This is a genomic window from Pseudomonas sp. R11F, from assembly GCF_050312575.1.
GTDB classification, from domain to species: Bacteria; Pseudomonadota; Gammaproteobacteria; order Pseudomonadales; family Pseudomonadaceae; genus Aquipseudomonas; species Aquipseudomonas palleroniana.
The window spans coordinates 99,350-110,890 of the sequence record NZ_JBNPJU010000037.1 but is presented as its reverse complement, the minus strand read 5'-3'; the positions used below and the strand labels follow the sequence as shown (position 1 = coordinate 110,890).

The following is an 11,541-nucleotide window of genomic DNA, read 5'->3' as shown; positions in this document are numbered from 1 at the left end:
GCTGAAAACCTCGCCGCAGCCTTTGGGCTAAAGCTGCTGCATCATCTTGCGCACACCCGCGACATGGCGTCGGCTGACGATCAGGGCATCACCGTTAAGCCCTTTCAAAAACAGCTGAAAGTGCCCAAGGGGGGTGCGCTGCAGGCGCTCTATTCGCTCACGGGCCACCAACGCGTTGCGATGGATACGCACGAAGCGGTCGCCGAACTCATCCTCGAGGGCCTTGAGGGGCTCATCAAGCAACACCTCGCCCGCCTCGTGCCGCAGGGTCACGTATTTGTGGTCGGCAATAAAGTAGACCACCTGGTCCAAGGGGATCAGCTCGATACCCTTGCGGGTGCGCGCACTGATATGGCTGCGCGGCCCGTTGCCACTTTGGGCGGCGGGCAGCGTCAGGGCACCGAGTTGGACGCGGTTTGGGCGCTCGGCCTTTTTCAGGGCCTTGAGCAAGGCTTCGCCAGTCACCGGCTTGACCAGGAAGCTGACGCCACTGGCCTCAAGCGTGGGTGCGGCGAACTCTTCGTGAGCGGCGCACAACACCACTGCGGGTGGCGACTCTCGCTCGCTCAAGCGAGCCGCGACTTGCAGGCCATCCAGGCCTGGCATGCGGATATCGAGCAACACCACATCCGGCTTGAGGCTGTCGATCAGCGTCAACGCCTCCTCGCCGTTGGTGGCGCTCGGTTCAAGGACTGTATAACCCTCGAGTTCACTGACCAAACGGCTCAGTCGCTCGCGGGCTTGGGGTTCGTCATCAACGATCAGGACATTCATATTGCGCTGGATTCCTGCGTGAGTCTCGCACAAGGATAGCGTAGACAGGTGCGGTGACTTGCGTCACAGCGATCCACGCTAAGACTAGCGCGAGCGGCAAAAAGTGCCCCAAGAGTGGCACCCATATTTACCCGGACCTGTTCAATTGCGCCCAAGACCGCCTGCCTCAGGGCATCGTCGTAGGGTTTACTGATACACAATCCGAATACCCCCCTTTTCTAATGGATAGTCAGGGCTTCGACCGCATCACCCGACTTTGGTGCATTCACGCTCTATCAGTGCAACTGTAGACGCTCACTGAGACCACATTGCTCAATCGTCAAATATCGTTTCAATAAACATCTGGCTCCAGTCTCTTCCCGGACGCGTTCGGCGGCAAGGCACTTAGCCACCCTTTGTACAAATAAAAATGCCGACCACCCGCAGCACCGCCTCCCCAGGCAACCCTGTTATTATCGCCGGTACACCTCCATGCCTCTTTTAAGCAGATCACGAGCGAATCCATGAGCACCGACAAGACCAACCAGTCCTGGGGCGGCCGCTTCAGTGAACCCGTCGACGCCTTCGTCGCCCGCTTCACCGCCTCCGTCACCTTCGACCAGCGCCTGTACCGCCACGACATCATGGGCTCGATCGCCCACGCCACGATGCTGGCCAAGGTCGGGGTGCTGACCGACGCCGAGCGCGACAGCATCATCGACGGCCTGACCACCATTCGCGGTGAGATCGAAGCCGGTACGTTCGACTGGCGCGTCGACCTGGAAGACGTGCACATGAATATCGAAGCGCGCCTCACCGATCGCATCGGTGTGACCGGCAAGAAGCTGCATACCGGTCGCAGCCGTAACGACCAGGTGGCCACCGATATCCGCCTGTGGCTGCGCGACGAAATCGACCTGATCCTGTCCGAGATCACCCGCCTGCAAAAAGGTTTGCTGGAGCAGGCCGAGCGCGAATCGGACACCATCATGCCCGGCTTCACCCATCTGCAGACTGCACAGCCTGTAACCTTCGGCCACCACCTGCTGGCCTGGTTCGAAATGCTCAGCCGCGACTACGAGCGCCTGGTGGATTGCCGCAAACGTGCCAACCGCATGCCGCTGGGCAGCGCCGCGCTGGCCGGTACCACTTACCCGATCGATCGTGAGTACACCGCACAACTGCTAGGTTTTGACGCGGTTGGCGGCAACTCCCTGGACGGCGTGTCGGACCGTGACTTCGCCATCGAATTCTGCGCCGCAGCCAGTATCGCGATGATGCACCTGTCGCGCTTTTCCGAAGAGCTGGTGCTGTGGACCAGCGCGCAATTCCAATTCATCGACCTGCCAGACCGCTTCTGCACCGGCAGCTCGATCATGCCGCAAAAGAAAAACCCCGATGTGCCCGAGCTGGTGCGCGGCAAGAGCGGTCGCGTGTTCGGCGCACTGATGGGCCTGCTGACCCTGATGAAAGGCCAGCCGCTGGCCTACAACAAGGACAACCAGGAAGACAAGGAGCCGCTGTTCGACGCCGCCGATACCCTGCGCGACTCGCTGCGCGCCTTTGCCGACATGATCCCGGCGATCAAGCCCAAGCACGCAATCATGCGTGAAGCGGCCCTGCGTGGGTTCTCCACCGCGACCGACTTGGCGGACTACCTGGTGCGCCGTGGCCTGCCGTTCCGTGACTGCCATGAAATCGTCGGGCATGCCGTCAAATACGGCGTGGATACCGGCAAGGACTTGGCGGAAATGAGCCTGGAAGAGCTGCGCCAGTTCAGCGACCAGATCGAGCAGGACGTGTTTGCCGTGCTGACCCTGGAAGGCTCGGTCAACGCCCGCAACCACGTGGGCGGCACTGCGCCGGCGCAGGTCAAGGCAGCCGTCGCGCGCGGCCAGGCCCTGCTCGCCAGCCGCTGATGCATGCTTGTGGGAGGGGGCTTGCTCCCTCCCACATTTTGAACAGCACCAGTGCTGACTATTTCTTGGCAGCGATCATCGCCAAAAATGCTGGCATCGCCGCTTCCCTGTCCGCCGCCACCTTCTGGGCGTTAGGCATGGCGTGCAGTCGCTCCAGCAGCGCCTTGGCGTTCTCCAGACCTTTCAGAAAATCCAGCCCGAACAGCTTTTCGCCTACCGCACAGGCAAGGTTCACGCTGTACATGAAATACAGGTCGGCAATCGTAAAACTCCCACCCGCCACATACGGTGCAAACTTACCGTGACGCCCCAAAGATGCGATCCCCAACAGCAAATCAGCCTTGGATTTCTCCTTGATTGCGTCCGGTACCGGCGTACCGAAAAATGCCTCGGCAAAGCACGCGCGGGCCGGTAACTCGACATACAGTTCAATTTCCCGGCACAGCGCCAACACCTGGGCGCGTTGAAACGGATCGCCCGGCAACAGGGCAGGGCCTTCCTGGGTTTGCTCGATATATTCAAGGATCACGCTGGTCTCATTGATGAAACCCTGCTTCACGCCCAGCACCGGTACTTTGCCACGCGGGCTTACCGCCAGTGCCTCTGGAGTCTGGCTTGGGAAAAACAGCACTTCCTCAAACGGCAGTCCTTTCTCCATCAGCGCCAGTTTGACCATGTTGTAGTAGTTACTGACCGAAAAACCGTAAAGCTTGAGCATTGCGCGTGCCTCCATGCCATGTGTGGGGTTGGCTGCAAGCGTTATAGCCTCCCGAACCCGACCTTGCCAGCAGCATCACTTGCCTGAATGGGCGTAGACTGGCGTCCTTTCCTTGAGGAGCCTGCCATGAGCGAGCCGACCGATATCGACAACGACGAAGAAGAGTTCACCGAAAGCACGCTGACCCAGGCGATTGAAAACCAGATCGAGAGCGACAACCCGCCTGCCGCCAAGGCCACTTTCAACAAGCTGACGCTGGTAGGTTACGAGCGCGAAGACATTCTGAATCTCATGGCCCATGTATTGGCTGTCGAAATCGACAAGATGCTCGAAGAAGACCGCGCATTCGATACCCAATGGTACGAAACCGCGCTGCGTGCATTGCCCGACCTGCCTCCGGAAAACGCCTGAATCCAGGGATATTGGTGGCAGGGAAGCCCGCTTCGTCGCCACAAACTTGCGCCATATCAAGACCCAGGAGTTTGTGACTGGACAGCCCGGCAAAGTGCGTTCACCTTATGTCCTGCTAGCCTCTAATAAATTCTAGAAAGTCTGGAGTCCTTATGTCGTATACCCCTGAGTTGGTTGCCGAACTGGAAATCCTTGCACTCTTCAACCTGGACAGCTCCCAGGAAGGTCTTAAAGTCCACCAGACCGCTGCCCCCACTGCCATCGCCGCTGCCAGGCGCCTGTTTGAAAAAGAGCTGATCACCCAACCCGACGGTGGCTACCTGACAAGCCTCGGTCGGGATGCAGCCGAGCACGCCCAAGGCCTGCTGACTATTCTGAGCACCACGAAGAAAGAAGCCGCCTGAGACCTGATACCGCCCACGGAGTCCGCTGACTGCGGATTCCGAGGGCATTGCTGTGTAATAGTGAAAATTCTGGCGCCAAAAAGCCTTTTCCCCTCTAAACCTCCTACCCTTCTGACTGTAAACTCCTACACGGCCGCCCATGTCGGGCTCTTCGAGCCAACGCCGCGAAATGACCCGCACCCACGAAATCCGCCCCGATCTGGATGAAGGCATCGACCGCAAGGTGCTGGCCCAGTTGCGCGCACGCTTCATGACCCTGAACGAGGGCCGCATGGCCCGCGCCGTCGAAGGGCTGACACCACGCCAGCAGAGCGTCTTGGCGATGTTGCCGCTGTTTTTCCACGTCAATCACCCGCTGTTGCCTGGCTACGTGTCCGGCAGCACCCCGGCCGGCCTGTCCAACTTCGAGCCCGACGCCCAAGCCCTCAATGAAGCCCAACGCCTGACTCGCTCGTTCTCCTACAAGCCACGCCCGGTCAATCAGCCCAGGCCGATCCACGGCCTGTTCCTGATGGGCAGCCTCGGCACCCTGGCCCAGGCGGATCAAAGCGATATGGACGTGTGGGTGTGCCACGCCCCGGACCTCAACGACAACGAACTGGCCGAGCTACGTAAAAAGTGCCAGCTACTGGAAGCCTGGGCCCTGACCATGGGCACCGAGGCGCACTTCTTCCTGATCGAACCGACGCGCTTTGTACTGGGTGAGCGTGATACGCAGCTCAGCTCCGACGACTGCGGGACCACCCAGCATTACCTGCTGCTGGATGAGTTCTACCGCACCGCGATCTGGCTGGCCGGGCGCACGCCGATCTGGTGGCTGGTGCCGGTGTATGAAGAAACCCGCTATGCCGAGTTCACCCATGCGCTGATTTCCAAGCGCTTTATCCGCGCCGACGAAACCCTCGATCTGGGCCATCTGGCGTACATTCCTCCAGGCGAGTTCATTGGCGCCGGCCTCTGGCAACTGTTCAAGGGCATCGAGTCGCCCTACAAGTCGGTGCTCAAGTTGCTGCTGACCGAGGTCTACGCCAGCGAACACCCGAACGTGCAGTGCCTGAGCCTGCGCTTCAAACGCGCGGTGTTCGCCAACCAGTTGGACCTGGATGAGTTGGACCCGTACATCGTGGTCTATCGGCGGATCGAAGAATACCTCAAGGCCCGCAACGAGCCGGAGCGCCTTGAGCTGGTGCGGCGCGCGCTGTACTTGAAGGTCAACCGCAAACTCAGCGCCGGCCAGCGCACCACCAGTTGGCAACGCCTGCTGCTGGAACGGCTGGCCCACGAGTGGGGCTGGGACCCGCGTCAGCTGACCCTGCTGGACAGCCGCAGCCAGTGGAAAGTGCGCCAGGTCGCGCTGGAACGCCGGGCGTTGGTCAATGAGCTCAATTACAGCTACCGCTTCCTGACCCAGTTCGCCCGCACCGAGAAGACCGTCAGCCCGATCAACCGGCGTGACCTCAATGTGCTGGGTCGACGCTTATATGCAGCTTTTGAACGCAAGGCCGGCAAGGTCGAGTTCATCAACCCCGGCATCGCCCCGGACCTGGCCGAAGACACTCTGACCCTGGTGCAATCGCCCAATCGTAAAGAGCCCGGCCGGCACTACTGGGGCCTGTATAACGGTAACCTTACGGCTCTGGAATGGGAGCACTTCGCGCCAATCAAGCGCAGCCGCGACCTACTGGAAATGCTCACCTGGTGCCATCGCAACGGTGTGATCGACAGCAGCACGCGCCTGGCGCTGCACCCGGGCACCAGTGACATGACGGAGTTCGAGCTGTTCAACCTGCTGGGCAGCCTGCAGCAGACCATCGCCCTGCCCTTGGTCAGCGTCGATGAAGAACGCCTGCTGCGTTCGGCGGTTCCGGAAGAGGTGTTGTTGCTGATCAATGTCGGCGTCGACCCGCTCAAACATCACCGCGACCTGAACATCCTGATGACCACCGAGCGCACCGACTCGCTCAGCTATGCCGGTGTACGCGACAACCTCGTGCTGACCCTGGATCAGGTCACGCTCAATAGCTGGAACGAGGTGATGGTCAGCCGTTACGACGGCCCCCACGCGCTGCTCGAATGCTTGCGTGACTACCTCAACCAACTGCCGCCGAATCACTTGCCCAGGTTGCGGGTACGCTGCTTCTGCCACAACCGTGCGCAGTTCATTGCCCAGCGCGTCGAAGAAATCTTCGATACCGCACAAAACCTGCTGATCGGCCAAGGCAATCACCGTTACCTGCTCCAGGTGCAGCAGCATTATCACGTGATGGAACTGGTGCCGGGGCAGGCCAACCATGTGTCGCTGCCAACCCAGGACGCACTGATCGCCTACCTCAGCGAAGAACTCGCCAGCTACAGCCCGCTGCACCTGGACGCCATGGCCCTGGAAGACCACGACTTGGCGTTGCTGCTGCCCATGGGCCTGGCCGATTGCGTACAGGTGTTCTACCGGGTCAATGAAGGTCATGCCGAGTTGTACGTACTGGATGAGTTCAATGCACTCTGGCAGCAACGCCTGCCCTTTCATGACGAACAGAGCCTGTTGGCACCGTTGCAACGTTTCCTTCAATCGATCATCTATCGCCGCGAAGCCCTGTCGTCCCTGGACACGCAACAACCGCTGGGCGAAGTGCGAACCCTGTATTACCAGCTATTGCCGTCCGGCAGCACCCGTGCACGCGGCATCGAGCCTCGGCCGGCACCTTCGACCCCGGCCGACAAAGCGTTTTATGAGGTACAGGCGATTATCGGCAAAGCCGCTCACGGCCGAGTGGGCATCACGCTGTACTGCAATCAGCGCGAGTTTTCCGAACTGGAATTTGGCGACCAACTGTTTGCCGTGGTCGCCCAGGAGATCGTCGGGCAACGCCGCGAAGCCGAGCGCTACCGCTGCTACATCACCGACCTGGACCTCTCGGGCCTGCTCGGTGACGTGCAAAGCCCAAGCAACCTGTATCTGCGCTATAAGGCCGAGCTCGAACTCTCGCTCAACAAGGCGCTGAACCAGGTTTAGAGAGGAAAGGCGCCGCCATCCTTGGGCTGGCCTTCAACGCTGAGCAACTCCAGCTTGAGGGTCTTGCCGCCCGGTGCCGGCCAGTCGATGTGCTGGCCTATCTGCAGGCCGAGCAACGCACTGCCCACCGGTGCCAGGATCGAGATTTTGCCTTCATCGGCGTTCGCGTGTTTCGGGTAGACCAGGGTCAGGTGGTAGTCCTTGCCGCTGCCTTGCTCGCGACAATGCACGCTGGAGTTCATGGTCACGACACCCGCAGGCACTTCATCGTGACCAACCACGTCTTCGGCGCGGTCGAGTTCGGCTTGCAACGCTTCGACGCCGGGAGACTCGTCGCCCAAGCGGTCGATCAATTGCTCCAGGCGCTGCACGTCAAGACGGGTGAGGATGATGGAAGGTGCGGTGGTCATGATTCAGGCAGACTCCTTTTTTCTGCACAAAAAAGCAAAACCCCGCCAAAAAAGGCGGGGTTCTCGCGGACCTCGATGAGTTGAGGTGTATCCGGACACTACCACAGCGTCACAAATAAACAAGACGGCCTCAGACGCGCGCCCTGCGCTGCTCGGCTTCGGCACAAATCACCCGGCGCCGGGAATCGTCGGCAGAGCGCCATTCACGGATGTCTTCCACATGACGAAAGCAGCCAAGGCAGACTTTCTGCTCATCCAGTCGACACAAACTGATACAAGGTGACGGCACCGCCGGGCTGACATTACTGAACAGTGGCTTTGGCGGGCGTGCAGGTGCGGGCTGGGTCACCGTCAGATCTCGTCGAAGTCCAGCTCGACGCCGGTGTAGTCGTTGACCAGGCGCGTGAGCATCTCGCTCAGCAGCTCTTCACTCTTGTCGCACTGCCATTTGCCGCTTTCTTCGTCGTAGTCGAAGTGAACACCACCAGAACGCGCCGCCAGCCAGAGCTGACGCAGCGGCTCCTGACGACTGAAGATCAGCTGCTGGCCGCTCTCGAACTTGACCGTCAGCACGCCAGCCGAATTTTCCAGATCCACGTCCAGGCCGCTGTCGTCGAAAATATCTTCCAGCGCCTGCTGGGTCGAATCCACCAAGTCGTGAAAACGGGCTTCGGTCAAACTCATTGTGGCAACCTCAAAAGTGTCTGGTTCTGCTCAAGCGCCGCACCATACGGGCGAGCTTCGCCGATTGCAAAGGATACCGATTTCAACACGATTGGCGGCGTGAAATATCCTCAAGCAGCGTAGTACGCTTCCCGGCCGTCTCGGCAAACCCCCGCCGGACGGGTATTTCAGCGCATAGGCAAGCTGGCGGGTGGTCGGTATACTCGGGCGCAATTAATGCATATTCAAGGATTTCGCCATGAAGCGCCTGATCTCTTCCCTTGCTGCGCTCGTCGCGGTTGCTTGCCTCGTTAGTGCCTGTGGTCAAAAAGGCCCGCTGTACCTGCCGGATGACAGCAAAGACCCGAACGACCAGGCACAATCGTCGCAAAAGCCATCCAAAGCGCATAAGCACGACACCTACGAATAAGGGAACTCCATGGACGCTTTTAACTACCGGGACGGCGAGCTGTTCGCGGAAGGCGTGGCGTTGTCCGCGATTGCCGAGCGCTTTGGCACCCCGACCTATGTGTACTCCCGTGCGCATATCGAAGCCCAATACCGCAGCTTTGCCGACGCGCTGGAAGGCACACCAAGCCTGGTGTGCTACGCGGTCAAGGCCAATTCCAACCTGGGTGTACTGAATGTCCTGGCGCGCCTGGGCGCCGGTTTCGACATCGTCTCCCGTGGCGAGCTGGAACGCGTGCTGGCAGCCGGTGGCAAAGCGGACAAGATCGTGTTTTCCGGTGTCGGCAAAACCCGCGAAGACATGCGCCGTGCGCTGGAAGTCGGCGTGCATTGCTTCAACGTCGAATCCACCGACGAGCTTGAGCGCCTGCAAGTGGTCGCCGCCGAAATGGGCGTTCGTGCGCCGATCTCCCTGCGCGTCAACCCGGACGTCGATGCCGGCACCCACCCGTACATTTCCACCGGTCTCAAAGAGAACAAGTTCGGCATCGCCATTGCCGACGCCGAAGACGTGTACATCCGCGCCGCCCAACTGCCCAACCTGGAAGTGCTGGGTGTTGACTGCCACATCGGCTCGCAACTGACCACGCTGCCACCGTTCCTGGACGCCCTCGACCGCCTGCTGGCACTGGTCGACCGTCTCGGCGAATGTGGTATCTACCTGCACCACATCGACCTCGGTGGTGGTGTGGGCGTGCGTTATCGCGACGAAGAACCGCCGCTGGTGGCCGACTACATCAAGGCAGCACTCCAGCGCATCGAGGGCCGCGGCCTGACGCTGATGTTCGAGCCGGGCCGCTACATCGTTGCCAATGCCGGCGTGCTGCTGACCCAGGTCGAGTACCTCAAGCACACCGAGCACAAGGATTTCGCCATCGTCGACGCGGCGATGAACGACCTGATCCGCCCGGCGCTGTACCAGGCCTGGATGAACGTCACCGCTGTAACACCACGCGAAGGTGTTGCACGCGCCTACGACATCGTCGGCCCGATCTGCGAGACCGGCGATTTCCTGGCCAAGGATCGTCAGTTGGCCCTGGAAGAAGGCGACCTGCTGGCCGTACATTCGGCGGGTGCCTATGGGTTTGTCATGAGTTCCAACTACAACACCCGCGGCCGTACCGCCGAGGTGCTGGTGGACGGTGATCAAGCGTTCGAAGTGCGTCGCCGCGAGACGGTAGCCGAGTTGTATGCTGGCGAAAGCCTGCTGCCGGAGTAAGCCATGCTGCTGCGTTTTACCAAGATGCACGGGCTGGGCAATGACTTCATGGTCCTCGACCTGGTCAGCCAGCACGCGCACATCCAGCCCAAACACGCCAAACAGTGGGGCGACCGTCACACCGGCATTGGCTTCGACCAGCTGCTGATCGTCGAGGCGCCGAGCAACCCGGAGGTGGATTTCCGTTATCGGATCTTCAACTCCGACGGTTCCGAAGTGGAACAGTGCGGCAACGGTGCACGTTGCTTTGCGCGCTTCGTGCTGGACAAGCGCCTGACCGCCAAACGCCAGATTCGCGTCGAGACCAAGGGCGGCGTGATTGAACTGGATGTCCGCAACGACGGCCAGATCAGCGTCAACATGGGCGAGCCCCGCCTGGTGCCGGCAGACATTCCGTTCCAGGCTACCGAGCAGGCCGCAAGCTACGCGCTGGAGGTTGACGGCAAGAACGTCGACATCGCTGCCGTCTCCATGGGCAACCCGCATGCCGTGCTGCGGGTCAATGACATCAACAACGCTCCTGTGCATGAATTGGGGCCGAAAATCGAACATCACCCGCGCTTTCCGGCACGGGTCAATGTGGGCTTCCTGCAGGTGATCGACCGTTCCCGCGCGCAATTGCGTGTATGGGAACGCGGCGCCGGCGAAACTCAGGCTTGCGGTACCGGTGCTTGCGCCGCTGCCGTGGCCGCGATCAGCCAGGGGTGGATGGATTCGCCGTTGCTGATCGACCTGCCCGGCGGACGCTTGTCCATCGAATGGGCAGGCCCTGGCCACCCGGTGATGATGACCGGGCCGGCCTCGCGCGTATACGAAGGACAGGTCCGTCTATGAGTGAGCCAAACCAATGACCGATAAGCCTCAAGTACCCGCACAAGCATCCCCAACCGACAGTCTGGAGGCCGCTGCCGTCGCGGCGTACCTTGAGGCTCATCCGGACTTTTTCGTCGATCACGAAGAACTGCTGCCGGCGCTGCGCATCCCTCACCGGCGCGGCGACACCGTTTCGCTGGTTGAGCGCCAGATGAACATCCTGCGCGAGCGCAATATCGAAATGCGCCATCGGCTCTCCCATCTGATGGACGTGGCCCGCGACAATGACCGCCTGTTCGACAAGACACGCCGCCTGATCCTGACCCTGATGGACGCCAACAGCCTGGAAGAGACGGTGATCGCCGTGGAAGACAGCCTGCGCCAGGACTTCCAGGTCCCGTTTGTCAGCCTGATCCTGTTCAGCGATAACCCGATGCCGGTGGGTCGCTGGGTCAGCGGTGGCGAGGCACAGACCGCTATCGGTGGCCTGCTGTCCGAAGGCAAGACCATCAGCGGCACCTTGCGCGAACACGAGCTGGACTTCCTGTTTGGTGCCGAACAACGCAAGCAGATCGGCTCCACCGCCGTGGTCGCCCTCAGCCACCAGGGCCTGCATGGCGTATTGGCCATCGCCAGTCGGGATCCTGCGCACTACAAGAGCTCGGTGGGCACGTTGTTCCTGACCTACATCGCCGAAGTGCTTGGCCGCGTATTACCGCGCTTCACCAGCACCTTGCGCGCGGTGCGCTAGCC

At 60.7% G+C, this 11,541-nt stretch carries 13 protein-coding genes; 8 read left to right on the top strand and 5 right to left on the bottom strand.

Annotated elements, in window-relative coordinates; translation table 11 throughout:
* Positions 1–27: 27 nt before the first annotated feature.
* On the bottom strand, positions 28–774 hold the full coding sequence (locus ACQRBV_RS10205; protein WP_060753609.1) for a LytR/AlgR family response regulator transcription factor: 747 nt from the start codon (positions 772–774) through the stop codon (positions 28–30).
* Positions 775–1,277: 503 nt separating this feature from the next.
* On the opposite strand from ACQRBV_RS10205, the gene argH reads away from it, so the two are divergent.
* The gene (argH, locus tag ACQRBV_RS10200) at positions 1,278–2,672 is read left to right on the top strand and encodes an argininosuccinate lyase (protein WP_034110688.1); all 1,395 of its coding nucleotides are present in this window, start codon (positions 1,278–1,280) and stop codon (positions 2,670–2,672) included.
* Between the two features lie 58 nt (positions 2,673–2,730).
* Here argH and ACQRBV_RS10195 read toward each other — a convergent pair whose 3' ends face one another.
* Complete coding sequence (locus ACQRBV_RS10195) at positions 2,731–3,390, bottom strand: glutathione S-transferase family protein (protein ID WP_411984925.1); 660 nt, start codon at positions 3,388–3,390, stop codon at positions 2,731–2,733.
* 126 nt (positions 3,391–3,516) lie between these two features.
* Between ACQRBV_RS10195 and ACQRBV_RS10190 the strand changes: the two genes are divergently transcribed.
* The 3 genes from ACQRBV_RS10190 (at position 3,517) to ACQRBV_RS10180 (ending at position 7,215) form a co-directional block, all read left to right on the top strand.
* Positions 3,517–3,801, top strand: a complete 285-nt coding sequence (locus tag ACQRBV_RS10190; RefSeq protein ID WP_060753611.1) for a hypothetical protein — start codon at positions 3,517–3,519, stop codon at positions 3,799–3,801.
* Between the two features lie 152 nt (positions 3,802–3,953).
* Positions 3,954–4,205, top strand: a complete 252-nt coding sequence (locus ACQRBV_RS10185; RefSeq protein ID WP_060753612.1) for a TIGR02647 family protein — start codon at positions 3,954–3,956, stop codon at positions 4,203–4,205.
* Between the two features lie 169 nt (positions 4,206–4,374).
* Entirely contained in the window at positions 4,375–7,215 is a 2,841-nt protein-coding gene (locus ACQRBV_RS10180) for a class I adenylate cyclase (RefSeq protein WP_161548615.1), read from the top strand.
* On the opposite strand, the gene rnk is transcribed toward ACQRBV_RS10180, so the two are convergent.
* The 3 genes from rnk to cyaY all read right to left on the bottom strand — a co-directional run bounded on the left by rnk (position 7,212) and on the right by cyaY (position 8,309).
* Complete coding sequence (rnk, locus tag ACQRBV_RS10175; RefSeq protein ID WP_060753614.1) at positions 7,212–7,625, bottom strand: nucleoside diphosphate kinase regulator; 414 nt, start codon at positions 7,623–7,625, stop codon at positions 7,212–7,214. The two genes, ACQRBV_RS10180 and rnk, sit on opposite strands and share 4 nt — an antisense overlap.
* A gap of 130 nt (positions 7,626–7,755) precedes the next feature.
* Entirely contained in the window at positions 7,756–7,974 is a 219-nt protein-coding gene (locus tag ACQRBV_RS10170; protein ID WP_081086974.1) for a DUF1289 domain-containing protein, read from the bottom strand.
* Between the two features lie 2 nt (positions 7,975–7,976).
* Positions 7,977–8,309 (bottom strand): iron donor protein CyaY, encoded by a 333-nt coding sequence (gene cyaY, locus ACQRBV_RS10165; RefSeq protein WP_060753615.1) that lies wholly within the window; start codon positions 8,307–8,309, stop codon positions 7,977–7,979.
* A 238-nt stretch (positions 8,310–8,547) separates the two neighbouring features.
* Here cyaY and lptM point away from each other — a divergent pair, with 238 nt between their 5' ends.
* The 4 genes from lptM to ACQRBV_RS10145 are packed head-to-tail and all read left to right on the top strand — an operon-like array spanning position 8,548 to position 11,539.
* Positions 8,548–8,718, top strand: a complete 171-nt coding sequence (gene lptM / locus ACQRBV_RS10160; RefSeq protein WP_078739734.1) for an LPS translocon maturation chaperone LptM — start codon at positions 8,548–8,550, stop codon at positions 8,716–8,718.
* A gap of 9 nt (positions 8,719–8,727) precedes the next feature.
* A complete protein-coding gene (gene lysA / locus ACQRBV_RS10155) occupies positions 8,728–9,975 on the top strand; it encodes a diaminopimelate decarboxylase (protein WP_104995005.1) in 1,248 nt (415 codons plus the stop codon).
* A gap of 3 nt (positions 9,976–9,978) precedes the next feature.
* Entirely contained in the window at positions 9,979–10,809 is an 831-nt protein-coding gene (gene dapF, locus ACQRBV_RS10150) for a diaminopimelate epimerase (RefSeq protein ID WP_090368005.1), read from the top strand.
* 13 nt (positions 10,810–10,822) lie between these two features.
* A complete protein-coding gene (locus ACQRBV_RS10145) occupies positions 10,823–11,539 on the top strand; it encodes a DUF484 family protein (RefSeq protein ID WP_060753618.1) in 717 nt (238 codons plus the stop codon).
* Positions 11,540–11,541: the final 2 nt, after the last annotated feature.

Coding starts and splice junctions, on each gene's coding strand:
- ACQRBV_RS10205 (WP_060753609.1), bottom strand. CDS start 774: ATGAATGTCCTGATCGTTGATGACGAACCCCAAGCCCGCGAGCGACTG.
- argH (WP_034110688.1), top strand. CDS start 1,278: ATGAGCACCGACAAGACCAACCAGTCCTGGGGCGGCCGCTTCAGTGAA.
- ACQRBV_RS10195 (WP_411984925.1), bottom strand. CDS start 3,390: ATGCTCAAGCTTTACGGTTTTTCGGTCAGTAACTACTACAACATGGTC.
- ACQRBV_RS10190 (WP_060753611.1), top strand. CDS start 3,517: ATGAGCGAGCCGACCGATATCGACAACGACGAAGAAGAGTTCACCGAA.
- ACQRBV_RS10185 (WP_060753612.1), top strand. CDS start 3,954: ATGTCGTATACCCCTGAGTTGGTTGCCGAACTGGAAATCCTTGCACTC.
- ACQRBV_RS10180 (WP_161548615.1), top strand. CDS start 4,375: ATGACCCGCACCCACGAAATCCGCCCCGATCTGGATGAAGGCATCGAC.
- rnk (WP_060753614.1), bottom strand. CDS start 7,625: ATGACCACCGCACCTTCCATCATCCTCACCCGTCTTGACGTGCAGCGC.
- cyaY (WP_060753615.1), bottom strand. CDS start 8,309: ATGAGTTTGACCGAAGCCCGTTTTCACGACTTGGTGGATTCGACCCAG.
- lptM (WP_078739734.1), top strand. CDS start 8,548: ATGAAGCGCCTGATCTCTTCCCTTGCTGCGCTCGTCGCGGTTGCTTGC.
- lysA (WP_104995005.1), top strand. CDS start 8,728: ATGGACGCTTTTAACTACCGGGACGGCGAGCTGTTCGCGGAAGGCGTG.
- dapF (WP_090368005.1), top strand. CDS start 9,979: ATGCTGCTGCGTTTTACCAAGATGCACGGGCTGGGCAATGACTTCATG.
- ACQRBV_RS10145 (WP_060753618.1), top strand. CDS start 10,823: ATGACCGATAAGCCTCAAGTACCCGCACAAGCATCCCCAACCGACAGT.